The following is a 25,963-nucleotide window of genomic DNA, read 5'->3' on the forward strand; positions in this document are numbered from 1 at the left end:
TTCCTAGGAGCGCAGTGACCGCCCGAACCCCACAGCCAGCGGCATCCGCAACCCGATGGGCGGCGGCGCCGCCAACGCGTCCTCCAGCGGGCGCGGGCACGCATGGCCGAACAACGCCCCCATCGCGAAGTCCGCGACCAGCGCCTGCACTTCCCCCCGGTACTGGTGCAGCCCGTGCCCGTCCGAATGGACTTCGAAGCGGCACACCTCCCGGTTGACCTTCTTCGCCCGGACCGCCAGCCGGAAGGACAACTCCGGATCGCTCCGCTCGTCGTTCGTGCCGTGCACGATCAGGACCCGCCGTCCCACGAGCTGCTTCACCGGCTCTGCGGGAGCGGCCACGTCGTCCTCGGGCAGCCAGGGGGCGACAGCGACCACGGAGTTGACGGCCTCGTGCCCGCCCGCCCGCAGTGCCGCCCGCCCGCCCATCCCGAGGCCCACCAGGCATACGGGGACGTCACCGTAGCGCCGTACGATCTCGTCCGCCGCCCAGGACGCGTCGCCCGCCAGATGCGCCTCGCTGCCGTTCCAGCCGCGATAGCGGTAGTGGACGACGTGCGTGGCGAGCCCCTCGTCGCGGCCCGCGCGCGCGAGCCGGCGTCCGAGGGCGCGGACGAAGGCCGTCGCCCAGACGGGGGACGGCCTGCGGGCGGATACCTCCTCGCCGCCGGGCAGGAGCAGGACCGCGCCGCTCACCGCCGACGGTTCCGGGCCGACTGCCCTGCCCAGCCGGGCCGTTCGGGCCGGCGTCGCTTCCTGTGCCATGACAGAACAGTGTCAGAAGTACCGGTGTACGCCACCCGTCGGTGGGGTCACCATTACGTATCGACGGATTCGTACAGCGGGTGATCTACGCGCGTAGGAGTTAGAGTGCGGAAATGACGAGCCAGACTGCACCGAGCCAGACGGCATCGACTGGGAGCGTCCCGACGCCGGACCAGATCCGCCGGGCACCCAAGGTTCTGCTGCACGACCACCTCGACGGCGGCCTCCGCCCCGGGACCGTCGTCGACCTCGCCCGCGCAACGGGCTACGACCAGCTCCCGGAGACCGACCCGGACAAACTCGGCACCTGGTTCGCCGAGGCCGCCGACTCCGGGTCCCTGGAGCGGTACCTGGAGACCTTCTCGCACACCGTCGGCGTGATGCAGACCCGCGACGCGCTGGTCCGGGTGGCCCGCGAGTGCGCCGAGGACCTGGCCGAGGACGGCGTCGTGTACGCCGAGGTGCGGTACGCGCCCGAGCAGCACCTGGAGGGCGGGCTCAGCCTGGAGCAGGTCGTCGAGGCCGTCAACGAGGGCTTCCGGCAAGGGGAGCGGCTCGCCCGGCAGAACGGCCACCGCATCCGGGTCGGCGCCCTGCTGACCGCCATGCGGCACGCCGCCCGCGCCCTGGAGATCGCCGAACTCGCCAACCGCTACCGGGACCTCGGCGTCGTCGGCTTCGACATCGCCGGAGCCGAGGCGGGCTACCCGCCCACCCGGCACCTGGACGCCTTCGAGTACCTCAAGCGCGAGAACAACCACTTCACCATCCACGCCGGCGAGGCCTTCGGGCTGCCGTCCATCTGGCAGGCCCTCCAGTGGTGCGGCGCCGACCGGCTCGGGCACGGTGTGCGGATCATCGACGACATCCAGGTCCACGAGGACGGCTCGGTGAAACTCGGACGGCTGGCGTCGTACGTCCGGGACAAGCGCATCCCGCTCGAGCTGTGCCCCAGCTCCAATCTCCAGACCGGGGCGGCCGCCTCCTACGCCGAGCACCCGATCGGGCTGCTGCGGCGCCTGCACTTCCGGGCCACGGTCAACACGGACAATCGTCTGATGTCGCACACCAGCATGAGCGGGGAGTTCGAGCATCTCGTCGAGGCGTTCGGTTACACGCTCGACGACATGCAGTGGTTCTCCGTCAATGCGATGAAATCGGCGTTCATTCCCTTCGACGAACGACTGGCCATGATCAATGACGTCATCAAGCCCGGATACGCCGAGCTGAAATCCGAATGGCTGTTCCGGCAGACCGCGTCCACCAAGAGTTCTGTGCATCCGGAGAGCTGATCCGGACAGCTGATCCAGGGCCGGCGGGCGGCGGCCACGGAACTCACCAGGCCGTGCGTGCCTTCTCCTCCGAGGGCAGCAGGATCCACAGCGCTATGTACAGCAGGAACTGCGGACCCGGCAGCAGGCAGGAGAGCACAAAGATCACCCGCATCGTCGTCGCGGACGTGCCGAAGCGCCGCGCCAGCGCTGCGCACACTCCGCCGATCATGCGGCCGTTGGCGGGACGGGCGAGGGCGGTCATGTCCGGCTCCTTCGTGAGCGTCTTCCGAGGCCTCCCGGCCGGCTGCCTCATCTGACATCCACGGTACGGAGACGAAGGGGACGAAGCGTCGCTCTACGGTGCGATCCCGACCCTGGGAATCGTCGGGGTCCGACCCTGAGAGGCCTCCTCCTGCGGAGGCGCCGCACGGCGGACGCGCTCGCCCCTGCGGCGGAGCCAGGACCGGCCCGCCGGGACGACGGCGAGGTGGGCCAGCGCCACGCCGGCCGTGTTCAGCAGCAGGGAGTCCACGTCCACGACCCGGCCGGGCACACCCGTCTGCAGCAGCGCGATGCCCAGCGAGATCAGGGCGCCCGTCGTCGCCGTACGAACGAGGGAGGCGAGCGGGGAGACGGCGAGCCGGCCGTGCGCCATCGGCAGCAGCACACCCAGCGGCGCCAGCAGCGCGAGGCCCTCACCGATCCGCCGGGCCGCCTGAGGCCAGCCGAGCGCCAGGTCGGCCCGGATCCCGGCCAGCGGGCGCAGGTTGGCGGGCATCACCCAGGGGACGTCCAGGGGCCGCAGCATGAGCCAGGCGACGAGCGCGAGGTGTGCGACCAGGAGGGCACCCCCTGTCGCACGGATGCGGATCTCGGCGCTGCCGCCGATGGAGCCTTGACGCTGCACGCCCCCCTAGACGCGCCCGCGTGCACGATCGGTTCCGGATCCGTCACACGCGCGTGGGTGAGGCCCGCGGCACACCCGGCGTTGGCCGGCGTGTCAGCCGGCCGTCACCTCACTGGACGGCGGCTCGCTGCTGCCCGGCCGGGACCGTACGTCGTCGGTGCACTCGTACCGGCGCAGCGGCGCGCTCCCCGGCCCGCCCAGGATCACCGAACCGTCCCCCTCGGCCGCCGCCGAGTCGGAGAACGTGCACACGATCTGGGCGAGGGCGTACGAGGTGAGCCGGTCCGGCGCGGTGCTCAGCCGGAGGGTGTCCTCGGGGTCCTTCGGGCGCGGCCCGCTCACGCTCATCCCGCCGCGCACGTACGTCGTGTAGCCCGCCTCCTTCTCGCTGGCCGACGGGGTCTCGGCGAGCTGGTCCAGCAGCCCCTGGGCCACGATCACCCGCCGCTTGGCGTCCGCCGTGCCGTCCGGGACGCGCACCGACCGGTCGACGGTGACCAGCGACGAGCCGCACAGCAGGAACACCTGCACGGGCACCCCGTGCGAGGACTGCGTCGTCAGGTCCTGCTCGGTCAGCGAGCACGGCACCCGGGAGGGCGCCGCGCCGAAGTCCGTCGGCACCTCCGTGGCCCGGATCCCGCAGCCGGTGAGCAGCGCGGCGAGGGCGGGTATCACCAGCAGGCGTCGTGCGTTCATGACGCCTCTTCCTTGGAGCCGTCGGTCTTGCCGCCCTTGCCGTCGTTCTCCTCCGTCAGCGCCGAGGCGTCGCGCGGCAGCCGCAGGGTGAAGACGGCGCCGCCCTCGGGCGAGTTGGCGGCGGTGATCCCGCCGCCGTGGATGTGGGCGTTCTCCATCGCGATGGACAGGCCGAGGCCGCTGCCCTCCGAGCGCGGCCGCGACGCACTTGCCTTGTAGAAGCGGTCGAAGACGTGCGGCAGGACGTCCTCGGGGATGCCGGGCCCGTGGTCGCGCACCGCGATGACCAGGTCGTCGCCGTCTATGCGCACCGACACCCGCACCGGCGACCCGCCGTGCTTGAGCGCGTTGCCGATCAGGTTGGCGAGTATGACGTCCAGGCGGCGCGGGTCGAGGCGGGCGTGGATGCCGCGCTCGGCGTCCAGCTCGACGGCGTCCAGCCACGCGCGGGCGTCGATGCAGGCGGTGATCTGGTCGGCGAGGTCGACGTCGTCCAGGACCAGCCGGGCGGTGCCCGCGTCGAAGCGGGTGACCTCCATCAGGTTCTCGACGAGGTCGTTCAGCCGCCGGGTCTCGCTGACGACGAGCCGTACGGCGGGCTCGATCATCGGGTCGATGCCCCCGGCCTCCGACTCCAGCTCCTCCTCCAGTACCTCCGTCACGGCGGTGATGGCGGTCAGCGGCGTGCGCAGCTCGTGGGACATGTCGGCCACGAACCGCCGGGACGCGTCGTCCCGCGCGGCCATGTCCGCGACCCGCTTCTCCAGCGCCTCGGCCGCGTTGTTGAACGTCCGCGACAGGTCGGCGAGTTCATCGGTGCCGGAGACCCTCAGCCGGGTGTCCAGCTTGCCCTCGCCGAGCCGCCGGGCGGCCACGCCGAGGCGGTGCACCGGCTTCAGCACCGTCGTCGCGGCGGCCTGTGCGAGCAGCGCCGAGCCGATCAGCGCCAGCCCGGTGGCGATACCCAGCGACCAGGCAAGCGAGTTGAGGTCCTTGGCCTCCGGCTCCAGCGACTTGACCATGTACCCGGCCGGGCCGCCGCCGATCATCTTCGTACCGGCCACCAGATACGGGGTGCCGTGGTCGACGACCCGCTGCCAGTACAGGTGGTACGCCGACTTGTTGCCGTCGGTCACCTTCTGCCGCTTGTTCACCGCGGTCCGCAGCGACCCCGGCACGTCCTCCAGCGCGAATCCGTTCAGGCCGCCGGAGTTGCCGTACACCGTCTTGCCGCTCGCGTCCGTGGCGACCAGCAGCACGCTGAAACGCTGGCTGCTGTTGGCCATCTGACCGGCGGCGCGCTGCAGTTCGTCCTGGGTGGGATGCACGGGCAGCGCGCCGGCCCGGTTCTGCATCTCCTGCTGGAAGTCGCGCAGCACCGCGTCCTGGGCGCGGGTGAGCACCGCCTCCCGGTTGAGCCAGTACGCGATGCCCGACGCCGATACGGCGGCGGTCAGGGCGACCAGCGCGAAGACCAGGACCAGTCGCAGCCGCAGACTGGTGAAACGCAGCCGGGAAACGGCCCCCTTGCGACCCGCGGACCAGCCACGGAACCCCCCTCGCACGTCGGTCACTGAGGAGTGTCCAGCCGGTAGCCGACACCGCGCACGGTACGGATCAGCGTCGGGGACGACGGCACGTCCTCGACCTTGGCGCGCAGCCGCTGCACACAGGCGTCCACCAGACGCGAGTCACCCAGGTAGTCGTGCTCCCACACCAGCCGCAGCAACTGCTGCCGGGACAGCGCCTGCCCCGGCCGCCGGCTCAGCTCCAGCAGCAGCCTGAGCTCGGTCGGTGTCAGCTGCAGGTCCTCGCCGTTCTTCGTCACGGTCATCGCCGAACGGTCGATGACGAGGCTGCCGAAGGTCGCCGAGTCGCTGGACTCCCGCTCCCCGCGCCGCAGCACCGCCCGGATCCGGGCGTCGAGCACCCGCCCCTGCACGGGCTTGACGACGTAGTCGTCCGCCCCCGACTCCAGCCCGACGACCACGTCGATGTCGTCGCTGCGCGCGGTCAGCAGGATGATCGGCAGCTGGTCCGTGCGCCGGATGCGCCGGCACACCTCGAACCCGTCGATGCCGGGCAGCATCACATCCAGCACGATCAGGTCCGGCCGCTGCTCGCGCAGCAGCTTCAGACCGTCCTCACCGGTGGCAGCGGTGGCAACCCGGTGTCCCTGGCGCGTAAGAGACAGCTCCAGGGCCGTACGGATGGCGTCGTCGTCCTCGATCAGCAACAGGGAAGGCACGGGCCTCATTCTGGCCCATGGAGGGGGTGTCGTACGACCTGTGGGCGCGGGCGGTCTGCGGGCGACCCGCACCGCGATCACCTGTGCGCGTTCTGTGACGACCGTGTGGCCGACCCCTGTGACAGCTCTGTGACAGTCGGCGGACACGGCCATGAAGTCCCCCCGGCAAGCTTTTCGGCACAGGCAAGGAAGAGCGGCCTGAGCGAGACGAACACCGGAAGTCCACGACGGGGGGCGCGAGATGAACACGCTGCACGGCACCAGCACCAGCGCAGTGGTCACGCGCCTGCACGACGTGCACCGGGGTTCCGAGAAGTCCGGTGCCGTGAGCGGGCGGGGGTGCGCTCGCGGCACCGGACGTCAGCACACCGGTTCCGCACCGCAGGAGCGTCAGCCCTGCATAACGGTGGTCGACACCTTCACGGGGGAGACGCACGGGGGAGCCGCGTACGGGGAGGCCCCGGGGGAGCGGCGCCCGCTGACGGAGACCGTGGATGCCGAAGCGGCGTTCACCGCCTACGTCCAGGAGCGCCGCGCCTCCCTGTACGCCACCGCCTACCACCTCACCGGCGACCGCTTCGAGGCCGAGGACCTGCTGCAGAGCGCGCTGTTCTCGACGTACAAGGCCTGGGACCGGATCAGTGACAAGGCGGCGGTCGGCGGATACCTCCGCCGCACGATGACCAACCTGCACATCAGCGCCTGGCGGCGCCGCAAGCTCAACGAGTACCCGACCGAGGAACTGCCGGAGACGCCCGGCGACACGGACGCCATGCGCGGCACCGAGCTGCGCGCGGTCCTGTGGCAGGCGCTGGCCCGGCTGCCCGAACTCCAGCGCACCATGCTGGTCCTGCGCTACTACGAGGGCCGCACGGACCCGGAGATCGCGGAGATCCTCGACATCAGTGTCGGCACGGTCAAGTCCAGCATCTGGCGGTCGCTCCGCCGGCTGCGCGAGGACGAGGTCCTCAGCTTCGGCCGTGACGAGGAGTACGCCTTCGGGGAGCTTGTCGCCTGAGGGTTGGGGGGACGGGGGAGTACCACCCGGGGGGGAGCACGGGGGAATCGGGGGGGGAGCTCCGTCACGGGGGACGTGGACGGAGTGCGGGACTGGAGGACCGGGGGGTCCGTCCAGTCCCGCTTTTTTGCGTGTACGTCCTTCGTCAGGCCGCCGTACGGGCCCGGGGCCGCCGCCCCGCCGCCGCTGCCGCCAGCCGGCTCAGCGCCTCGTCCCGGTCGCAGGGATGGGCGCCCAGCGAGACCTGTCGCGCGACGATCGACCGCTCCGCGCGCATCAGCCGCCAGCCGCGCCGCAGCAGGAACGGCACGGACTTGCGGCCCTCCTTCAGGTCCCGCAGGAAGCGCCGCCGGAAGGTGGTGACCGGGCCGCGGGTCAGGCACAGCGCGTCCGCGAGCACCCCGAGTTCACGGCAGCGCTCGACGATCTCGGCGGCGAAGATGCCCTCCGCGATGAACAGCGGAGTGCGGCCGATGCGCAGCGTCTCGTCGCCGGTACGGGCACTCAGCGCGATGTCGTACACCGGCACGGGCGTCGACCCCGTGGCGCACAGCCGGGTGATGGCCTCGACCGCGACGTCCGCGTCCCACGACAGCGGATGGTCCCAGTCGATGTCCGAACTCCCGTCCACCAGTGGCAGCGTCGGGTCGTCGCCCTCCTTGTAGAAGTCGTCGAGGCGCAGGACGGGCAGCCCGGAACGGGCGGCGACGAGTGACTTGCCCGAGCCCGAGGGGCCGCACAGCAGCACGACACGGGCGGGGGGCGGGGGATGAATGCTCACGGAACACCAGTTTGACGCATGGCGCGCCCCCTGCCGACCCCGCGGACCGGCTTTGGAGCGCGCATCACACCTCGACGACCCTTCGTGACGATCGAATGACCCCGTGCATGGCAAGGCCCGGACGAGGAGAGCCGCGCCTCCCCCGGACGGAGGGGAAGCGCGGCTCCCGTCTTCGGCGGCCGTCAGTACGACGAGCCGGACGCGCCCAGCGACCCCGTCGGGTGCCAGACCGTCTTGGTCTCCAGGAACGCCGTCATGCGGTCGGTCCCCGGAGTCGCCGACCAGTTGTCCACAGGCTGTGGGCGAAGAACGCGCTTGAGGTTGTCCGCCGCCGCGATCTCCAGTTCCTTCGCCAGCGCCTCGTCGGCGCCCGCGAGGTCGATCGCGTTGACGTCCTGGTGTGCGGCGAGCGGCGCCGTGATCTCCGCCGTGCGGCCGGAGAGGACGTTGACCACGCCGCCGGGCAGATCGGAGGTGGCCAGCACCTCGCCCAGGGACAGGGCGGGCAGCGGGGCCTTCTCGGAGGCGATCACGACCGCCGTGTTGCCGGTGGCGATCACCGGGGCGATGACGGAGACCAGGCCCAGGAAGGACGACTCCTGGGGCGCCAGTACGGCGACCACGCCCGTCGGTTCGGGCGAGGAAAGGTTGAAGAACGGGCCCGCGACCGGGTTCCCGCCACCGACCACCTGGGCGATCTTGTCGGTCCAGCCCGCGTACCAGACCCAGCGGTCGATCGCCGCGTCCACCTGGGCGGCGGCCTTCGACTTCGACAGGCCCTCGGCGTCGGCGACCTCGCGCACGAACTGCTCCCGGCGGCCCTCCAGCATCTCGGCGACGCGGTAGAGGATCTGGCCGCGGTTGTACGCCGTCGCGCCGGACCATCCGCCGAACGCTTTGCGTGCGGCGACCACGGCGTCACGGGCGTCCTTGCGGGAGGAGAGGGGCGCGTTCGCCAGCCACTTGCCCTTCGAGTCGCTCACCTCGTACACCCGGCCGCTCTCGGAACGCGGGAACTTCCCGCCGACGTACAGCTTGTAGGTCTTGAAGACCGACAGACGGTCGATCGTTTCGGACTTATCGGACATCAAGGTACGCCTCCAGGCCGTGGCGGCCGCCCTCGCGGCCGAAGCCCGACTCCTTGTAACCGCCGAACGGCGAGGCCGGGTCGAACTTGTTGAACGTGTTGGACCAGACGACGCCGGCGCGGAGTTTGTTCGCGACGGCCAGGATGCGGGAGCCCTTCTCCGTCCAGATGCCCGCCGACAGGCCGTACGGCGTGTTGTTGGCCTTGGCGACGGCCTCCTCCGGCGTGCGGAAGGTCAGCACCGACAGCACCGGGCCGAAGATCTCGTCGCGGGCGATGGTGTGCGCCTGAGTGACGTTGGTGAAGAGCGTCGGCGCGAACCAGTAGCCGGACGCCGGCAGCTCGCAGGCGGGCGACCAGCGCTCGGCGCCCTCCGCCTCACCCCGCTCGGCGAGCGCGGTGATCCGGGCCAGCTGCTCGGCGGAGTTGATCGCGCCGATGTCGGTGTTCTTGTCGAGCGGGTCGCCCAGGCGGAGGGTGGAGAGCCTGCGCTTGAGGGAGTCGAGGAGCTCGTCGTGGACCGACTCCTGCACCAGCAGGCGCGAGCCCGCGCAGCAGACCTGGCCCTGGTTGAAGAAGATGCCGTTCACGATGCCCTCGACGGCCTGGTCGATGGGCGCGTCGTCGAAGACGATGTTGGCGCCCTTGCCGCCGAGTTCGAGGGTGAGCTTCTTGCGGGTGCCGGCGACCGTGCGGGCGATCTCCTTGCCGACGGCGGTGGAGCCGGTGAAGGCCACCTTGTCGACGTCCGGGTGCGCGACGAGTGCGGCGCCCGCGTCGCCGTATCCCGGAAGGATGTTGACGACACCCTTGGGCAGGCCCGCCTGGCGGCAGATGTCCGCGAAGAACAGCGCCGAGAGGGGCGTGGTCTCCGCGGGCTTCAGGACGACCGTGTTGCCGGTCGCCAGCGCCGGGGCGATCTTCCAGGCCAGCATCAGCAGCGGGAAGTTCCAGGGGATGACCTGGCCCGCGACGCCCAGCGGCCGGGGGTTCGCGCCGAAACCGGCGTGCTCCAGCTTGTCGGCCCAGCCCGCGTAGTAGAAGAAGTGCGCGGCGACCAGGGGCAGGTCGGCGTCCCGGGTCTCCTTGATGGGCTTGCCGTTGTCCAGCGTCTCCAGGACGGCCAGCTCGCGGCTGCGCTCCTGGATGATGCGGGCGATGCGGAACAGGTACTTGGCCCGCTCCGAGCCGGGCAGTACCGACCACTTCCCGAAGGCCTTGCGGGCGGCCCGGACGGCGCGGTCGACGTCGTCGGAACCGGCCTGCGCGACCTCGGAGAGGACCTCCTCGGTGGCCGGGGACACCGTCTTGAAGACCTTGCCGTCGGCCGCCTCGGTGAACTCGCCGTCGATGAACAGGCCGTACGAGGGCGCGATGTCGACGATCGCGCGGGACTCGGGCGCGGGTGCGTATGCGAATGCGGAAGCCATGGTGATCAGTCCACCGTCACGTAGTCGGGGCCGGAGTAGCGGCCGGTGGCCAGCTTCTGACGCTGCATCAGCAAGTCGTTCAGCAGCGAGGAGGCGCCGAAGCGGAACCAGTGGTTGTCCAGCCAGTCCCCGCCGACCGTCTCGTTGACGAGGACGAGGAACTTGACGGCGTCCTTGGTGGTGCGGATGCCGCCGGCCGGCTTCACGCCGACCTGTACCCCGGTCTGGGCGCGGAAGTCGCGCACGGCCTCCAGCATCAGCAGGGTGTTCGCGGGGGTGGCGTTGACGGCGACCTTGCCGGTGGACGTCTTGATGAAGTCGGCCCCGGCCAGCATGCCGAGCCAGCTCGCGCGCCGGATGTTGTCGTACGTCGACAGCTCACCGGTCTCGAAGATGACCTTCAGGCGGGCGGAGGTCCCGCAGGCCTCCTTCACGGCGACGATCTCGTCGTACACCTTCAGGTACTTGCCCGCGAGGAACGCCCCGCGGTCGATGACCATGTCGATCTCGTCGGCGCCCGCGGCCACGGCCTCGCGGACGTCGGCCAGCTTCACGTCGAGGGCCGCGCGGCCCGCCGGGAAGGCGGTGGCGACCGAGGCGACCTTCACGCCCGAGCCGGCGACGGCCTCCTTGGCGGTGGCCACCATGTCGGGGTACACGCAGACGGCCGCGGTCGCGGGGGCCGTACGGTCGGTCGGGTCGGGGTGGACCGCCTTGGCGCCGAGCGCCCGGACCTTGCCCGGGGTGTCCGCGCCTTCCAGCGTCGTCAGGTCGACCATCGAGATGGCGAGGTCGATGGCGTACGCCTTCGCGGTGGTCTTGATGGAACGGGTGCCGAGCGAGGCGGCGCGCGCCTCCAGGCCGACCGCGTCGACGCCGGGCAGTCCGTGGAGGAAGCGGCGCAGCGTGCTGTCGGACGCGGTGACGTCAGCGAGAGCAGCGGGTGCAGCGGGTGCAGTACTGGGCATGGTCACCAGCCGAGCATATCTACGCGCGTAGCGGCTGTACACCCCTGGGTGCTCGTCCCGCGCTCCGGCGCTCCGACGAGCGCGTACGGCACCACGCAGGAGCACCGCGCACGAACCCCTGGTAACGAACCCCGGGTAACGAACACCTCGTACGAACACCTCGCACGAGTGCTGTCGGTGGCGTCGGGCACAATCGGGACCATGACGACCCCCGACCACCAGTCACCCGCGCCGCAGCCCCCGGTGCGCGCCGCCCAGGACCGGATCTACCGCTCGCCGGCCGCGCTCGCGGGCGGTGTCCTGCTGCTCGGCATCGTCGGGTGGCTCGGCATCGACGCGCTGGTCAAGGGGCACGGCCGCACCCCGTGGCTGGCGCTGGCCGGGCTCCTCCTGATCGTGCCGCTGGTGGTCGCCTTCACCCTGCGCCCGGCCGTCTTCGCCAACGACGACCGACTGCGCGTGCGCAACCCCTTCCGCGTGATCACCCTGCCCTGGGGTGAGATCGTCTCGCTGCGCTCCGGCTACTCGAACGAGGCCGTCGCCAAGTCCGGCACCAAGTACCAGCTGTGGGCCATCCCCGTCTCGCTGCGCGCCCGCAAGAAGGCCACCCGGAGACAGGCCCGCGCCGAGGCGGAGGCGCGCACGGGCGGCAGACCGAGCCGGCTGGGCGGGGGGCTCGGCGGCGGACTCGGCGGCGGCCTGCGGAGTTCCGCCGCGTCGGACGGCCCGACCCGCGCGGAGACCGACCAGATCATGGACGACCTGCGCGAGCTGCTGGGCAGCCGGGAGCAGGCGGAGCCGGCACAGGGCGAGGTCACGGTCCGCTGGGCGTACGAGATCGTGGCACCCGCGGTGGCCGGGGCGGTGCTGCTGGCGATCCTGCTCGCCGTGGGCTGACGGACCGCCGACGGCCCGCCGGCGAGAAGCGCGCGGCCGAGCGCGGGGCGGCGTACCAGGAGCTCCGCCTGAGCGCCCACGAGGCCGTGGCACGGGGTACCGCCTGTTCTGGGCGAGTCCGGCCCCTGGCCCCACGTCCTCGGCACGACGGCGCCCGCCCTGCTGCCGCAGCCGAATCACCGAAGGGGGCGCCCCTGGTGACGGGGGCGCCCCCTCGGCGCGACTTCAGTACGTCTCAGACATACGGCTCAGATGCCGGCGGCCGCCGAGAGGTCGCGCTTGACGGCCGTGAGCAGTTCGGCAGCGCGGGCGCGGGCGGCCGGCAGCTCGGTGTGCGCGGTGACCGGCACGACGACCTCCAGGTAGCACTTCAGCTTCGGCTCGGTGCCGCTGGGCCGGACGATGACCCGGGCACCGTCGAGGGTGTACCGCAGGCCGTCGGTGGGCGGCAGCTTGCCGGTGCCCCGCGTGAGGTCCTCGGACCGGATGACGGCCAGCCCGGCGAGCTCGGTCGGCGGCTGCTCGCGGAGCCGCCGCATGGCGCCGGAGATGAGCGTCAGGTCCTGCACCCGGACCGAGAGCTGGTCGGTGGCGTGCAGGCCGTGCTCCACGGCGAGGTCGTCGAGCAGGTCGAGGAGGGTGCGCCCCTGCTCCTTCAGCTCGGAGGCCAGCTCGGTGACGAGGAGGGCGGCGGTGATGCCGTCCTTGTCCCGTACGCCGTCCGGGTCGACGCAGTAGCCCAGGGCCTCCTCGTACCCGTACCGCAGCCCCTCCACCCGGGCGATCCACTTGAAGCCGGTGAGGGTCTCCTCGTACGGCAGCGCCGCCTTCTCGGCGATCCGCCCGAGGAGCGAGGAGGACACGATGGACTCGGCGAAGGTACCGGTGGCCCCCCGCCGGACCAGGTGGGCGGCGAGCAGGGCGCCCACCTCGTCACCGCGCAGCATGCGCCACTCGCCGCCGTCCTTGACGGCCACGGCGCACCGGTCGGCGTCCGGGTCGTTGGCGATGACCAGATCGGGGTCGGTCTCCCGGGCCTTCGCGAAGGCCAGGTCCATCGCGCCCGGCTCCTCCGGGTTGGGGAAGGCCACGGTCGGGAAGTCCGGGTCGGGCTCGGCCTGCTCGGCGACCAGCACGGGCTCCGGGAACCCGGCCCGGGCGAACGCGGCCAGCAGCACGTCCTTGCCGACGCCGTGCATCGCCGTGTAGACGGCACGGGCGGTACGCGGGGAGTCCTCGGCGAGAACGGCGTCGGTACGGGCGAGGTAGGCGTCGAGGACGGAGTCGTCCAGGGTCTCCCAGCCGGAGTCGGGCCGCGGAACGTCATTGAGGGAGGCGATCGCGTCGATCTCGGCGGCGATCTCCGCGTCGGCGGGCGGCACGATCTGGGAACCGTCACCCAGGTACACCTTGTAGCCGTTGTCCCGGGGCGGGTTGTGGCTGGCGGTGACCTCCACGCCGGCGACCGCGCCCAGGTGCCTTATGGCGAAGGCCAGGACGGGCGTCGGCAGCGGGCGGGGCAGTACGGCCGCGCGCAGCCCCGCGCCCGTCATCACGGCGGCCGTGTCCCGGGCGAAGTCCTCGGACTTGTGCCGGGCGTCGTAGCCGATGACGACGACCCCGTCGCTCTGCCCCTTCTTCCTCAGATACGCCGCGAGCCCGGCGGCGGCCCGGATGACCACGGCCCGGTTCATCCGCATCGGCCCCGCCCCCAGCTCGCCCCGCAGCCCCGCGGTACCGAACTGGAGCGTCCCGCCGAACCGCGCGGCGAGCTCTGTGACGTCCCCGGCGTCGATCAGCTCGGCGAGTTCCTCACGGGTCTCCACGTCGGGGTCCTCGGCCAGCCACGCCTTGGCCCGTGCGATGAGATCGTCGTGCACGTCGGGTCAACCTCTCGTTCGTGTTTCTGGGTGCCGGGTGGTGCTGTGCCCGCACCGGGGCTGCCGCCCCCAGCCTCCCGCTTCAGCCTGAACGGCCTCGTCCTCAAGCGCCGGCCGGGCCGGATCGGGCCGACTGGGGCTGAGAGGCGGGGCGCAGGCGCGGAGCCCCGCCGGTTGCAGGGACCAAACCCCCGGGGTGCAGGGGCGGAGCTCCGCGAGGGGTGCAGGGGACGCAGTTCCCGCCGGGTCCGGGGCGGAGCCCCAGGGGGCCACCTCTTGGCCTACCGAGTCGGGTGGGGGTGGGCGAACGGGGTCCAGGGGCGGAGCCCCTGGCCAAGTCCGGGCCGGTTCCCCGGCCCGGGGGGACTACAGCCGGCCCAGCACGCGCGCGAGCAGCGTTCCCATCCGCGCCGCGGAATCCCGCCCCGCCTGCAGGACCTCCTCATGGTTCAGCGGCTCCCCGGTCATCCCCGCGGCGAGATTCGTCACCAGCGAGATCCCGAGCACCTCCGCCCCGGCCTCCCGCGCCGCGATGGCCTCCAGCACGGTCGACATGCCCACGAGGTCCGCCCCGATCACCCGGGCCATCCGGATCTCGGCCGGCGTCTCGTAGTGCGGCCCGGGGAACTGCGCGTAGACGCCCTCCTCCAGCGAGGGGTCGATCTCCTTGCACAGCGTCCGCAGCCGAGGCGAGTACAGATCGGTCAGGTCCACGAAGTTCGCCCCGACGATCGGCGAGGTCGCCGTCAGGTTGATGTGGTCGCTGATCAGCACCGGCTGCCCGGGCCGCATGCCCTGCCGCAGCCCACCGCACCCGTTGGTCAGCACCACGGTCTTGCAGCCCGCGGCCACCGCCGTACGTACGCCGTGCGCCACGGCGGCGACACCACGGCCCTCGTAGTAGTGCGTACGCCCCAGGAAGACCAGCGCGCGCTTGTCGCCGATGACGTACGAGCGGACCTTGCCCCCGTGCCCCTCGACGGCCGGCGCCGGGAACCCGGGCAGCTCGGTGACCCGGAACTCCGCGTCGGGAGCGCCCAGAGCGTCGACGGCCGGCGCCCAGCCGGAGCCCATCACGAGGGCGACGTCGTGGGTCTCGGCGCCCGTGAGCTCGCGCAGGCGCGCGGCGGCCGTGTCGGCGGCGGCGTAGGGGTCGCCCTGGATGTCGTCCGGAAGAAGAGATGCGTTCACGCCGACGAGGGTAGCCGCTCCGGGCCTACGCGCGTAGATGACGGAGCTCACGGGAAGGCGATCGTTGTCTTGTCGTTTCCGGCAAGCCGCGCTCAGCAGGGCCGCTTCCGCAGCTCCATCACATAGTCGTGCGGTGCCCCCGCCGACTCCGCCGCGTCCGCGATCTCGCCCAGGTAGCGCGCCGACGGCAACCCGCCCTCGTACCCGTTCAGCACGTACGCCCACGCAGGTTCCGACCCGTCCAGCGTGTGCACCCGCAGCCGCATCCGCCGGTAGATGCCGAGGCCGACGCCCTCCCAGCGGTCCATGGACTCCTCGTCCATCGGCGCGATGTCGTACAGCGCGACGAAGACCTGCGAGAGGGGGTCCTCGACGAGCGTCGCCAGCGCGCCCTCCCAGCCCAGCTGCTCACCGCCGAAGGTCAGCCGCCACCCGTTCAGCCAGCCGGTGGCGCGCAGCGGCGAGTGCGGGGCGCGGCGGGACATCAGGCGCGCGTCGAGATTGCCGGCGTACGCGGCATAGAGCGACGACATGGGTCGAGGGTACGGCAGTGGAAACTCCCGCCCCTGCCACCCCGGAAGTAACCTCGGAAGCAAGGCAGCGCCCCCGGGCGGAAGCACTTTGAAGCGTGCGGGACAATGGAGTACGTGACTCGGATCGTGATCATCGGTGGCGGACCCGGCGGATACGAGGCGGCCCTGGTGGCCGCCCAGCTCGGCGCGGAGGTGACCGTCGTCGACTGCGACGGTCTGGGCGGAGCGTCGGTGCTGACCGACTGTGTGCCGTCGAAGACCCTTATCGCCACGGCCGAGGTGATGACCACCTTCGACTCGTCGTACGAGGAACTGGGCATCATCGTCGCCGACGACACGCCGCCCCTGGAGCAGGCGGCCCGCGTCGTCGGGGTCGACCTCGACAAGGTCAACCGGCGCGTCAAGCGGCTCGCCCTCGCCCAGTCCCACGACATCACCGCGGCCGTGACGCGCGCCGGCGCCCGGGTCATGCGCGGCCGCGGCCGGCTGGAGGGCATGCAGGCCCTCGACGGCTCCCGCAAGGTCGTCGTCCGCGCCGCCGACGGCACCGAGGAGACCCTCGTCGCCGACGCGGTCCTCATCGCCACCGGCGGTCACCCGCGCGAGCTGCCCGACGCCCAGCCCGACGGCGAGCGCATCCTCAACTGGACCCAGGTCTACGACCTCACCGAGCTCCCCGACGAGCTCATCGTGGTCGGCTCCGGTGTCACGGGCGCCGAGTTCGCCGGCGCCTACCAGGCGCTCGGCTCCAAGGTCACCCTCGTCTCCTCCCGCGACCGCGTGCTGCCCGGCGAGGACCCGGACGCCGCCGCCGTCCTGGAGGACGTCTTCCGCCGCCGCGGCATGAACGTGATGGCCCGCTCCCGCGCCCAGTCCGCAAAGCGCGTCGGCGACCGGGTCGAGGTCACCCTCGCCGACGGCCGCGTCATCACCGGTTCGCACTGCCTCATGGCCGTCGGCGCCGTCCCGAACAGCGCGGGGCTCGGTCTGGAGGAGGCGGGCGTGCGGCTGCGTGACTCCGGACACATCTGGACCGACCGGGTCTCCCGGACCAGCGCGCCCGGCGTGTACGCGGCCGGCGACGTCACCGGCATCTTCGCGCTCGCGTCCGTCGCCGCGATGCAGGGACGTATCGCCATGTACCACTTCCTCGGCGACGCGGTGACCCCGCTGAACCTCAAGACGGTCTCGTCGAACGTCTTCACCGACCCCGAGATCGCCACCGTCGGCTACACCCAGGCCGACGTCGACGCCGGCAAGATCGACGCCCGGGTCGTCAAGCTCCCCCTGCTGCGCAACCCGCGGGCGAAGATGCAGGGCATCCGCGACGGCTTCGTGAAGATCTTCTGCCGGCCGGGCACCGGAATCGTGGTCGGCGGTGTGGTCGTGGCGCCGCGCGCCTCGGAACTCATCCACCCGATCTCGATCGCCGTCGACAACAATCTGACGGTCGAGCAGATCGCGAACGCCTTCACCGTGTACCCGTCCCTTTCGGGCTCGATCGCCGAAGTGGCACGGCAGTTGCACACCCGGAAGGCGACCGGGGAGGCGTGACGGCCGGATCGGACTCCCCGCTGGTCACGGGGAGTTGCCGCCCATGCGTGCGGCATAGGCGGGACGGATAGGCCCTATACCACTTCCCGCCCTGCCGTGCGAACAACTTCTGTTATTCGGCGCAAACTGCTGAAAGCAGACGGTCGCCCGCGTTACTGTCAGTTTCGTGTTCGCTGCAGAACGTCGCCAATTGATCCTCGAAATGGTGCGAGCCAACGGGGCCGTGTCGCTCCGTGAGCTCGCCCGCGTCGTCCAGACCTCCGAAGTGACCGTACGGCGGGACGTGCGGGCACTGGAGGCAGAAGGACTCCTCGACCGCCGGCACGGCGGTGCGGTACTGCCGGGCGGGTTCACGCGGGAGTCCGGCTTTCCGCAGAAGTCCCATCTCGCGACCGCCGAGAAGACGGCCATCGCCGATCTCGCCGCGGGACTCGTCGAAGAGGGCGAGGCCATCGTGGTGGGGGCGGGGACCACCACGCAGGAGCTGGCCCGCCGGCTCGCCAGGGTCCCCGGCCTGACCGTCGTCACCAACTCCCTCCTCGTCGCCCAGGCGTTGGCGCATGCCAACCGCGTGGAGGTGGTGATGACCGGCGGCACCCTGCGCGGCTCCAACTACGCCCTGGTCGGCTCCGGCGCCGAGCAGTCCCTGCAAGGGCTGAGAGTGTCGAAGGCGTTCCTCTCGGGGAGCGGTCTGACCGCCGAGCGGGGCCTGTCCACGTCCAACATGCTCTCGGCGTCCGTCGACCGCGCCCTGGTCCAGGCGGCCGCGGAGGTCGTGGTCCTCGCCGACCACACCAAGCTGGGCACGGACACGATGTTCCAGACGGTCCCCACGGACCTCATCACCCGTCTGGTCACCGACGAGCCTCCTGGCCACGACGACCGTGCCGCCACCGAACTCCAGGCCCTCGCCGACCAAGGGGTGCAGATCGCGGTGGCCGGGGCGTCGGGAAGCCCGGGGGGTGACCAGGGTCCGGCGCGCCAGCAGCGCCGGGACGTGCCCCTCCCCGGCCCCCGCCGCGGCCAGGTCCCCGGCACCGGCCTGCGCTCGGCCACCGTCCTGGGGACCGAACAGCCGACGGCCCCGGACCGCCCTCGCGTGGCAGACCTGCGCCGCCGCTGACCGCCCCGCGGGGAGGGGCGAGTCTGCGTGTCGCCGGTATGGGCCGGATGCCGGTGCCGCCGCGCGGGCCGCGCCCTTGCGTCGCCGGTGGTGGACGCCGGACACGGGTTGCCGTGCGACGACCCGCCACTGCGGGAGGGCCGGGTGTCTGCGTCCCCTGGGGGCTCCGTCTCCGCCGCCGCGTCAGGCCCGGGCTCCCTGTGTCACCGCATGAGGGACGCCTCTGAGGGCCTGCCGTGTGATGGCTGTGCCTCGGTGCCGCTGCCTGCGGCCCACGCGCCGGTGCCGCCGTGGGTCTGCTTGCCCGCCGCTCGGTGAGGGGCGTACCTCCGCCGCCCTGGAGGCCGCGCCTCTGGCGTGCCGTGCGACCGTGGCGTCTCCCTGCCGCCGAAGAGGCCCGCGTCCCCGCCGTCGCGCATGCCCGTGCTCCTGCCGACGCCTGACGCCCGCGTGCCCGAGCTCGCGCGTGGCGGCTGCCCCCTGACCCCCGGACACCCCTAACCCTTCAGCCCCCGGAGGGTCAGCCGCAGCAAGCGGTCCGCCAGGTCCGGGTCGTCCGGGGACTCCTCCGCCGCCAGGGCGATCGCGTGGGTCAGTTGGAGGAGGTCGCCGATCGAGACGTCCGCCCGCACGGCGCCCGACTCCTGGGCGCGGGCGAGCAGCGTGCCGCCCGCCTCGCGGATCGGGGCGCTGCACCGGGCCAGTGCCGAACCGGACTCGGCGGAGACCGACATCAGCGCCCGCGCCAGGCCGCGGTACTCGCCGGCGTGCGTGACCATCTCGCGCAGCCAGGTCACCAGGGCGGAGCACGGCTCGGGGGCCTGCCGGAGTTCCCGGGCGCGCTCGAGGAGTTCGCTGACCGCGTCCTCGAAGACCGCGCTCATCAGCGCCTGCCGGTTCGGGAAGTGCCGGTAGAGCGTGCCGATGCCGACGCCCGCCCGACGGGCCACGTCCTCCAGCGAGGCGTCCGTACCGTGCGCGGCGAACGCGGCGCGGGCCTCGGCGAGCAGCCGCTCGTGGTTGCGCCGCGCGTCGGCGCGCATGGCACGCGGGACGACGGGCGACGCCGCCGTGCCCCCGGCCCGGGCAGCCCGGGCAGTCTCCTGTGCGGTCGTGCCCGCCATGGCCTCCACCCGCCCTCCACCCGCTCTCTCTCACCCCGGACTCGCCTCCAGGATGCCATCGGGCCGCAAAGGCGAGGCGCCCGGCGGACGAGTGCTTCGTCCGCCGGGCGCCCGGAGTCCCGTATCCCTGCTGGGAATCAGTCCTTGATCTCGCAGATCGCGGAACCGGAGCTGATGGACGCGCCGATCTCCGCGCTGAGGCCCTTGACCGTGCCCGCCTTGTGCGCGTTCAGCGGCTGCTCCATCTTCATGGCCTCGAGTACGACGATCAGGTCGCCCTCCTTGACCTCCTGGCCCTCCTCGACCGCGACCTTCACGATCGTGCCCTGCATCGGGGAGGCCAGGGTGTCGCCCGAGGCGACCGGGCCGGACTTCTTCGCCGCCCGGCGCTTGGGCTTCGCGCCCGCGGCCAGACCGGTGCGGGCCAGCGTCATGCCCAGCGAGGCCGGCAGGGAGACCTCCAGCCGCTTGCCGCCGACCTCCACGACGACGGTCTCACGACCGGCGTCCTCCTCCGCCTCGGCGTCGGCCGGCGCGGTGAAGGGCTTGATCTCGTTGACGAACTCGGTCTCGATCCACCGGGTGTGGACCGTGAACGGCTCGGGGGAACCGGTCAGTTCGGGGGCGAACGCCGGGTCCTTGACGACCGCGCGGTGGAAGGGGATGGCGGTGGCCATGCCCTCGACCTGGAACTCCTCCAGGGCACGGGCGGCCCGCTCCAGCGCCTCCTTGCGGGTGCGGCCGGTGACGATCAGCTTCGCCAGCAGCGAGTCCCACGCCGGGCCGATGACCGAGCCGGACTCCACGCCCGCGTCCAGGCGCACGCCCGGACCCGACGGCGGGTCGAAGCGGGTCACCGTGCCGGGAGCGGGCAGGAAGTTGCGGCCCGGGTCCTCGCCGTTGATCCGGAACTCGAACGAGTGACCGCGCAGCACCGGGTCGTCGTACCCCAGCTCCTCGCCGTCGGCGATACGGAACATCTCCCGGACCAGGTCGATGCCGGCGACCTCCTCGGTGACCGGGTGCTCGACCTGCAGACGGGTGTTGACCTCCAGGAAGGAGATCGTGCCGTCCGTCCCGACCAGGAACTCGACGGTGCCCGCACCGACGTACCCGGCCTCCTTCAGGATGGCCTTCGACGCCCGGTACAGCTCCGCGACCTGCGCCTCGTTCAGGAACGGCGCGGGGGCCTCCTCCACCAGCTTCTGGTGGCGCCGCTGGAGGGAGCAGTCACGGGTGGAGACCACGACCACGTTGCCGTGCTGGTCGGCCAGGCACTGCGTCTCGACGTGGCGGGGCTTGTCGAGGTAGCGCTCGACGAAGCACTCACCCCGGCCGAAGGCCGCCACGGCCTCGCGCACCGCCGACTCGTACAGCTCCGGGACCTCTTCCAGCGTCCGGGCCACCTTCAGACCGCGCCCGCCGCCACCGAACGCGGCCTTGATGGCGATCGGCAGCCCGTGCTCCTGCGCGAAGGCGACGACCTCCTCCGCACCGCTCACCGGGTCGGGGGTGCCGGCCACCAGGGGGGCACCGGCGCGCTGGGCGATGTGACGGGCCGCCACCTTGTCGCCGAGGTCGCGGATGGCCTGCGGGGGCGGGCCGATCCAGATCAGCCCCGCATCGAGGACGGCCTGGGCGAAGTCGGCGTTCTCCGACAAGAAGCCGTAGCCCGGATGGATGGCGTCGGCGCCGGACTCACGGGCGGCACCGAGGACCTTCTCGATATCGAGGTAGCTGGTGGCCGGGGTGTCACCGCCCAGAGCGAACGCCTCATCCGCGGCGCGGACATGCAGAGCGTCCCGGTCCGGGTCGGCGTATACGGCCACGCTCGCGATCCCGGCGTCCCGGCAGGCCCGGGCCACGCGGACAGCGATTTCGCCACGGTTGGCGATGAGCACCTTGCGCACGATTGAGGCTCCCTCCTTGAAACAAGCCGAGTTTAGGGACTGCCGACACGGCACTTCGACCCGTCCCCAATGGTGAGCTTGCCCACACGGAGCGTGATTCGAGGCTCGCTCGACCCGCGAAAGCCCATGTCGCACCTCGGTACGACAGGACTTCACCGGCAAACCCTAGTCCCGTCGTGTGGTCAAGGTCTCTGTGAGAGCGTGCCGCGCCCCACTCGGTTTCTTTGTCGAGTCCCTACGAATGGCCCAATGATTCTTTGCTTCCGGCCGGACCCTTGTCCCAGGGTTTACCCGTTAGTAGCGTTCGCGATGTCTTGAACGTACTTCAGGTAACGGCAGCTCCGCTCGGGCTGAGGTCGAAAGTGGGTGGGACCGGTGGTGCGCAGACCGGTGGCGTGGGTCGTGACGGTCATCCTCCTCGCCGAGGCACTCGGCATCGCCGCGCTGAACTGGTTCCTCGGAGTGGTCGTCGACCGCCAGGACATGTCCCTGGCCGGTCTCGACCCGGACAGGATGGCGCTGTCCTCGAAGGTCGGCGGCGTGGTCTTCGGCCTCTACTTCGCGCTGTGCGCCCTGGTCACGCTGCTGGTCGCCGTCCGTGACCGGGCCCCGGCCGGCCTCGGCCGCGTCCTGCTGATCAGCGTGGCGGTGGTGCACGGGCTGCTGGGCGCGTTCGCCTGGGGGCTGGTGGGCTGGACGGCGTTCCTGTTCATGGTGGTGGTCCTCGGGCTGGTCGTACTGCTCCTGATGACGTACGACCGTCAGGAGGGCCAGGTCCAAGCGGCGGCCGGGAGCACGCCCGGCGACGGCGGCGGCCCCGGCGGCGACCCGCAGCCGCAGGACGACGTCCCTCCCGCCCACGAGCCGCAGGACGACGTGCCCCCCGCCCCGGTCACTCCGCCGGCGCCCACAACTCCGTGATGCCGACGCCCAGTTCACCCAGCAGCCGCCGCACCAGCGGCAGGCTGATGCCGATGACGTTGCCGTGGTCGCCGTCGATGCCCTCGATGAAGGGTGCCGAACGGCCGTCGAGGGTGAAGGCCCCGGCGACGTAGAGCGGCTCGCCCGAGGCGACGTACGCGGCGATCTCCTCGTCGGTCGGATCGCCGAAGCGGACCACGGTGGAGGCGGTGGCGGACACGTACCGCTTGCTCGCCGTGTCCCACACGCAGTGCCCGGTCTGGAGCGTCCCGGTCCGCCCGCGCATCGCCTTCCAGCGGGCGGTGGCCTCCTCGGCGTCCGCGGGCTTGCCCAGCGCCTGCCCGTCCAGCTCCAGCACCGAGTCACAGCCGATCACCAGGGCGCCCTGCACCTCCGGCCTGGCGGCCACCACCGAGGCCTTCGCCTCGGCCAGGGCCAGCGCCAGCTCGGCGGGGGTGGGCGCGGTGACGGCGTCCTCGTCGACCCCGCTCACGATCACCTCGGGATCCAGCCCGGCCTGCCGGAGCAGGCCGAGCCGGGCGGGGGACTGGGAGGCGAGCACGAGGCGGCGGCGCGGCTTGGCAGTCATGCGGTCAGATTAGCCACGCCGGTGCGCGGTCCTCACCTCAGGCCGATCACGATCATCGCCAGGAACATGGCCAGGGCCATGAGGAGGCCGAGCCGCCGCAGCATCTCCTGCGTGTCGCGCAGTTCTTCTGGCGGCTCGTTCTCCGGGTCGGACCACAGCATCTCTCCATGGTCCGGCGGGGCGCCGGGGAGGCGCCTGAGTACGCGTACTCAAGTTGAGCGGTGCGCTGTGCCGCACTCCGCGGTGCCCTGCGTGGGTGACCCTCAGCCCGGCCAGAAGGTGCGGGTCCATGCCGCCGGCCCCGGCTGGGGGAGCCGGTGGGCGGCGATGCGGGCGGGGTCGGCCCAGGAGTCCCGCGGGCCTTCCGCGCCGGACGGCGTGCCTGCCGCCGCCGCGGCGCGGGCCCGCACCACCGCCAGTGCGGCGGCCAGCTCCTCCGGAGTCGGATTGCCCCGTACGACCTTGATCGTCATGTCTGCTCCCAAGGGGTCCGCGGCCTACAGGGGGATGTTGCCGTGCTTCTTCGGAGGCAGGGATTCCCGCTTCGTCCGCAGCTGACGCAGGCCGCGTACCACGTGGCCGCGCGTGTCGGACGGCATGATCACCGCGTCGATGTAGCCGCGCTCGGCCGCGACGTAGGGGTTGAGCAGGGCGTCCTCGTACTCCTGGATCAGCCGCGCCCGGGTGGCCTCGGCGTCCCCGGCGGCCTCCGCCTCGGCGATGGTGCGGCGGTGCAGGATGTTGACCGCGCCCTGGGCGCCCATCACGGCGATCTGGGCGGTGGGCCAGGCCAGGTTGAGGTCGGCGCCCAGGTGCTTGGAGCCCATGACGTCGTAGGCCCCGCCGAAGGCCTTGCGGGTGATGACGGTGATCAGCGGGACGGTGGCTTCCGCGTACGCGTAGATCAGCTTGGCGCCGCGCCGGATGATGCCGGTGTGCTCCTGGTCGACGCCCGGCAGGAAGCCCGGCACGTCGACGAAGGTGATGACCGGGAGGTTGAAGGCGTCGCAGGTCCGCACGAACCGCGCGGCCTTCTCGCTGGCGTCGATGTCCAGGCAGCCCGCGAACTGCATCGGCTGGTTGGCGACGATGCCCACCGGGTGGCCCTCCACCCGGCCGAAGCCGGTGAGGATGTTCGGCGCGAACAGCGGCTGCGTCTCGAAGAACTCGGCGTCGTCGAGGATGTGCTCGATCACCGTGTGCATGTCGTACGGCTGGTTCGCGCTGTCCGGGACGATGGTGTCCAGCTCGCGGTCCTCGTCGGTGACGGTGAGGTCCGCCTCCTCCGGGAACACCGGAGCCTCGCTGAGGTTGTTGGACGGCAGGTACGACAGCAGCTGCTTGACGTACTCGATGGCGTCCTTCTCGTCCCCGGCCATGTGGTGGGCCACGCCGGAGGCGGTGTTGTGGGTCCGCGCCCCGCCGAGCTCCTCGAAGCCGACGTCCTCGCCGGTGACGGTCTTGATGACGTCCGGGCCGGTGATGAACATGTGCGAGGTCTGGTCGACCATGACGGTGAAGTCGGTGATGGCGGGGGAGTAGACCGCGCCGCCGGCGCAGGGGCCAACGATCAGGCTGATCTGCGGGATCACGCCGGAGGCGTGGGTGTTGCGGCGGAAGATCTCGCCGTACGCGCCGAGGGAGGCGACCCCCTCCTGGATGCGGGCCCCACCGGAGTCGTTGATCCCGATGACCGGGCAGCCGGTCTTCAGCGCGAAGTCCATCACCTTGACGATCTTCTGGCCGTAGACCTCGCCGAGGGCCCCGCCGAAGACGGTGAAGTCCTGGGAGAACACGGCGACGGGGCGGCCGTCGACCGTGCCGTACCCGGTGACGACGCCGTCGCCGTAGGGCCGGTTCTTCTCCAGCCCGAAGTTGGTGGACCGGTGCCGGGCGAACTCGTCCAGCTCGACGAAAGAACCCTCGTCCAGCAGCAGCTCGACCCGCTCACGGGCCGTCAACTTGCCCTTGGCGTGCTGCTTTTCGACGGCGCGTTCCGAGCCGGCGTGCGTCGCTTCCTGGATACGGCGCTGGAGATCCGCGAGCTTGCCCGCGGTCGTGTGCGTGTCGATCTCTTCAGGCTCGGACATCGGGATGCGGCTCCCTGCCTGCTCAAAAGGGGGGACGGTTACTCATCCGTAGCGTAGTGGGGTGCCCACCAAACGGCAGTGCGGTGTTTACCACACCTAGGGTGGCTTGCATGACGCCACGAGATGCAGCAGACGACAGCCGTTGGTCCGACCTGGACCGCCCGCCCCTGAACGCCGTGGCGCTGCGGCGGGCTCTGGTGCGGGCGGGTGGCCTGTGGTCCGAGGTGGACGTGGTGCAGCGCACCGGCTCCACCAACTCGGACCTGGTGGCCCGCGCCGCCGAGGGCAAGGCGGCCGAGGGGGCGGTCCTGGTCGCCGAGGAACAGACATCCGGGCGGGGCCGCCTGGAGCGCCAGTGGACGGCTCCCGCCCGCTCCGGCCTGTTCTTCTCCGTCCTCCTGCGTCCCGCCGAGGTGCCCGTGGCCCGCTGGGGCTGGCTGCCGCTGCTGACCGGGGTCGCGGTGGCCGCGGGGCTGTCGCGGGCGGCGGGCGTCGACACGGCACTCAAATGGCCCAACGACCTGCTGGTGACCGTGGGCGGCGAGGAACGCAAGGCCGGCGGCATCCTCGCGGAGCGGGCCGGGGACGACGGGGTGGTCATCGGCGTCGGCATCAACGTCTCACTGCGGGCCGAGGAGCTCCCGGTGCCCCAGGCCGGCTCGCTGGCGCTGGCCGGGGCGGTCAACTCGGACCGGGATCCCCTGCTGCGGGCGGTGCTGCGGTCGCTGGAGGACTGGTACGGGCGGTGGCGGTCGGCCGGGGGTGATGCGGCGGCGAGCGGCCTGCAGGAGACGTACGCGGCGGGCTGCGCGACGCTGGGGCGCCTCGTGCGGGCCGAGTTGCCCGGGGACCGGTCGGTGGTCGGGGAGGCGGTGGCCGTCGACGGGGACGGGCGGCTGGTGCTGGCCACGAAGGAGGGGGTGCGGGAGCCGGTGGGGGCGGGGGACATCGTGCACTTGCGGCCGGCCTGACGGTTC

The 25,963-nt window shown here is 71.8% G+C and carries 26 protein-coding genes; 7 read left to right on the plus strand and 19 right to left on the minus strand.

Annotated elements, in window-relative coordinates; genetic code table 11:
• Positions 1–3: 3 nt before the first annotated feature.
• Positions 4–765, minus strand: coding sequence for an alpha/beta hydrolase (locus tag ACIBBH_RS07520; RefSeq protein ID WP_399402941.1), 762 nt, complete (start codon positions 763–765; stop codon positions 4–6).
• A 113-nt stretch (positions 766–878) separates the two neighbouring features.
• Between ACIBBH_RS07520 and ACIBBH_RS07525 the strand changes: the two genes are divergently transcribed.
• Positions 879–2,057, plus strand: coding sequence for an adenosine deaminase (locus ACIBBH_RS07525; protein WP_399402943.1), 1,179 nt, complete (start codon positions 879–881; stop codon positions 2,055–2,057).
• 43 nt (positions 2,058–2,100) lie between these two features.
• Here ACIBBH_RS07525 and ACIBBH_RS07530 read toward each other — a convergent pair whose 3' ends face one another.
• The 5 genes from ACIBBH_RS07530 to afsQ1 all read right to left on the minus strand — a co-directional run bounded on the left by ACIBBH_RS07530 (position 2,101) and on the right by afsQ1 (position 5,890).
• A complete protein-coding gene (locus ACIBBH_RS07530; protein WP_399402945.1) occupies positions 2,101–2,301 on the minus strand; it encodes a PspC domain-containing protein in 201 nt (66 codons plus the stop codon).
• A 93-nt stretch (positions 2,302–2,394) separates the two neighbouring features.
• Positions 2,395–2,946 (minus strand): VanZ family protein, encoded by a 552-nt coding sequence (locus ACIBBH_RS07535; protein ID WP_399402947.1) that lies wholly within the window; start codon positions 2,944–2,946, stop codon positions 2,395–2,397.
• Between the two features lie 93 nt (positions 2,947–3,039).
• The gene (locus ACIBBH_RS07540) at positions 3,040–3,642 is read right to left on the minus strand and encodes a hypothetical protein (RefSeq protein ID WP_399402949.1); all 603 of its coding nucleotides are present in this window, start codon (positions 3,640–3,642) and stop codon (positions 3,040–3,042) included.
• A complete protein-coding gene (locus ACIBBH_RS07545) occupies positions 3,639–5,216 on the minus strand; it encodes an ATP-binding protein (RefSeq protein ID WP_399402951.1) in 1,578 nt (525 codons plus the stop codon). The genes ACIBBH_RS07540 and ACIBBH_RS07545 overlap by 4 nt, the downstream gene beginning before the upstream one ends.
• Positions 5,213–5,890, minus strand: coding sequence for a two-component system response regulator AfsQ1 (afsQ1, locus tag ACIBBH_RS07550; RefSeq protein WP_263211969.1), 678 nt, complete (start codon positions 5,888–5,890; stop codon positions 5,213–5,215). Before afsQ1 ends, ACIBBH_RS07545 begins: the two co-directional genes overlap by 4 nt.
• A gap of 241 nt (positions 5,891–6,131) precedes the next feature.
• On the opposite strand from afsQ1, the gene ACIBBH_RS07555 reads away from it, so the two are divergent.
• Positions 6,132–6,908, plus strand: a complete 777-nt coding sequence (locus ACIBBH_RS07555; RefSeq protein ID WP_399402953.1) for a SigE family RNA polymerase sigma factor — start codon at positions 6,132–6,134, stop codon at positions 6,906–6,908.
• A 145-nt stretch (positions 6,909–7,053) separates the two neighbouring features.
• Here ACIBBH_RS07555 and ACIBBH_RS07560 read toward each other — a convergent pair whose 3' ends face one another.
• The 4 genes from ACIBBH_RS07560 to deoC form a co-directional block, all read right to left on the minus strand.
• Positions 7,054–7,656: a uridine kinase gene (locus ACIBBH_RS07560; RefSeq protein WP_399403635.1), complete on the minus strand. Its 603-nt coding sequence runs from the start codon at positions 7,654–7,656 to the stop codon at positions 7,054–7,056.
• Between the two features lie 215 nt (positions 7,657–7,871).
• A complete protein-coding gene (locus tag ACIBBH_RS07565; protein WP_399402955.1) occupies positions 7,872–8,777 on the minus strand; it encodes an aldehyde dehydrogenase family protein in 906 nt (301 codons plus the stop codon).
• On the minus strand, positions 8,767–10,206 hold the full coding sequence (locus ACIBBH_RS07570) for an aldehyde dehydrogenase family protein (RefSeq protein ID WP_399402957.1): 1,440 nt from the start codon (positions 10,204–10,206) through the stop codon (positions 8,767–8,769). Before ACIBBH_RS07570 ends, ACIBBH_RS07565 begins: the two co-directional genes overlap by 11 nt.
• Positions 10,207–10,211: 5 nt before the next feature.
• Positions 10,212–11,174 carry a deoxyribose-phosphate aldolase gene (gene deoC / locus ACIBBH_RS07575; RefSeq protein WP_399402959.1) on the minus strand — a complete coding sequence of 321 codons (963 nt, stop codon included), beginning with the start codon at positions 11,172–11,174 and terminating at the stop codon, positions 10,212–10,214.
• Between the two features lie 201 nt (positions 11,175–11,375).
• On the opposite strand from deoC, the gene ACIBBH_RS07580 reads away from it, so the two are divergent.
• On the plus strand, positions 11,376–12,071 hold the full coding sequence (locus ACIBBH_RS07580) for a PH domain-containing protein (RefSeq protein ID WP_399402961.1): 696 nt from the start codon (positions 11,376–11,378) through the stop codon (positions 12,069–12,071).
• 248 nt (positions 12,072–12,319) lie between these two features.
• Here ACIBBH_RS07580 and ACIBBH_RS07585 read toward each other — a convergent pair whose 3' ends face one another.
• The 3 genes from ACIBBH_RS07585 to ACIBBH_RS07595 form a co-directional block, all read right to left on the minus strand.
• A complete protein-coding gene (locus ACIBBH_RS07585) occupies positions 12,320–13,951 on the minus strand; it encodes a phospho-sugar mutase (RefSeq protein WP_399402963.1) in 1,632 nt (543 codons plus the stop codon).
• A gap of 366 nt (positions 13,952–14,317) precedes the next feature.
• Entirely contained in the window at positions 14,318–15,142 is an 825-nt protein-coding gene (locus ACIBBH_RS07590) for a purine-nucleoside phosphorylase (RefSeq protein ID WP_399402965.1), read from the minus strand.
• Between the two features lie 92 nt (positions 15,143–15,234).
• Positions 15,235–15,675, minus strand: coding sequence for a gamma-glutamylcyclotransferase (locus ACIBBH_RS07595; RefSeq protein WP_399402967.1), 441 nt, complete (start codon positions 15,673–15,675; stop codon positions 15,235–15,237).
• 105 nt (positions 15,676–15,780) lie between these two features.
• Between ACIBBH_RS07595 and ACIBBH_RS07600 the strand changes: the two genes are divergently transcribed.
• Both ACIBBH_RS07600 and ACIBBH_RS07605 read left to right on the plus strand, forming a co-directional pair.
• Positions 15,781–17,229: an NAD(P)H-quinone dehydrogenase gene (locus tag ACIBBH_RS07600; RefSeq protein ID WP_399402968.1), complete on the plus strand. Its 1,449-nt coding sequence runs from the start codon at positions 15,781–15,783 to the stop codon at positions 17,227–17,229.
• Positions 17,230–17,431: 202 nt separating this feature from the next.
• Complete coding sequence (locus tag ACIBBH_RS07605; protein ID WP_399403637.1) at positions 17,432–18,352, plus strand: DeoR/GlpR family DNA-binding transcription regulator; 921 nt, start codon at positions 17,432–17,434, stop codon at positions 18,350–18,352.
• A gap of 497 nt (positions 18,353–18,849) precedes the next feature.
• Here the strand turns inward: ACIBBH_RS07605 and ACIBBH_RS07610 are convergent, their stop codons facing one another.
• Together ACIBBH_RS07610 and ACIBBH_RS07615 are read right to left on the minus strand one after the other, a co-directional pair.
• The gene (locus tag ACIBBH_RS07610; RefSeq protein ID WP_399403639.1) at positions 18,850–19,395 is read right to left on the minus strand and encodes a TetR/AcrR family transcriptional regulator; all 546 of its coding nucleotides are present in this window, start codon (positions 19,393–19,395) and stop codon (positions 18,850–18,852) included.
• Positions 19,396–19,613: 218 nt separating this feature from the next.
• The gene (locus ACIBBH_RS07615) at positions 19,614–21,386 is read right to left on the minus strand and encodes an acetyl/propionyl/methylcrotonyl-CoA carboxylase subunit alpha (RefSeq protein ID WP_399402970.1); all 1,773 of its coding nucleotides are present in this window, start codon (positions 21,384–21,386) and stop codon (positions 19,614–19,616) included.
• A 366-nt stretch (positions 21,387–21,752) separates the two neighbouring features.
• On the opposite strand from ACIBBH_RS07615, the gene ACIBBH_RS07620 reads away from it, so the two are divergent.
• On the plus strand, positions 21,753–22,307 hold the full coding sequence (locus ACIBBH_RS07620; protein ID WP_399402972.1) for a hypothetical protein: 555 nt from the start codon (positions 21,753–21,755) through the stop codon (positions 22,305–22,307).
• Here ACIBBH_RS07620 and ACIBBH_RS07625 read toward each other — a convergent pair.
• From ACIBBH_RS07625 to ACIBBH_RS07640, 4 genes are all read right to left on the minus strand, one after another.
• Positions 22,279–22,896 (minus strand): Maf family protein, encoded by a 618-nt coding sequence (locus tag ACIBBH_RS07625; RefSeq protein WP_399402974.1) that lies wholly within the window; start codon positions 22,894–22,896, stop codon positions 22,279–22,281. The genes ACIBBH_RS07620 and ACIBBH_RS07625 overlap by 29 nt on opposite strands.
• 32 nt (positions 22,897–22,928) lie before the next feature.
• Positions 22,929–23,057: a morphogenic membrane protein MmpB gene (gene mmpB, locus ACIBBH_RS07630; protein ID WP_399402976.1), complete on the minus strand. Its 129-nt coding sequence runs from the start codon at positions 23,055–23,057 to the stop codon at positions 22,929–22,931.
• Between the two features lie 102 nt (positions 23,058–23,159).
• Positions 23,160–23,369, minus strand: coding sequence for an acyl-CoA carboxylase epsilon subunit (locus ACIBBH_RS07635; protein WP_399402978.1), 210 nt, complete (start codon positions 23,367–23,369; stop codon positions 23,160–23,162).
• 24 nt (positions 23,370–23,393) lie between these two features.
• On the minus strand, positions 23,394–24,986 hold the full coding sequence (locus ACIBBH_RS07640) for an acyl-CoA carboxylase subunit beta (protein ID WP_399402980.1): 1,593 nt from the start codon (positions 24,984–24,986) through the stop codon (positions 23,394–23,396).
• A gap of 110 nt (positions 24,987–25,096) precedes the next feature.
• On the opposite strand from ACIBBH_RS07640, the gene ACIBBH_RS07645 reads away from it, so the two are divergent.
• Positions 25,097–25,957, plus strand: coding sequence for a biotin--[acetyl-CoA-carboxylase] ligase (locus ACIBBH_RS07645; RefSeq protein ID WP_399402982.1), 861 nt, complete (start codon positions 25,097–25,099; stop codon positions 25,955–25,957).
• Positions 25,958–25,963 lie beyond the last annotated feature (6 nt).

Source organism: Streptomyces sp. NPDC051636 (assembly GCF_044453765.1).
Taxonomy (GTDB): domain Bacteria; phylum Actinomycetota; class Actinomycetes; order Streptomycetales; family Streptomycetaceae; genus Streptomyces.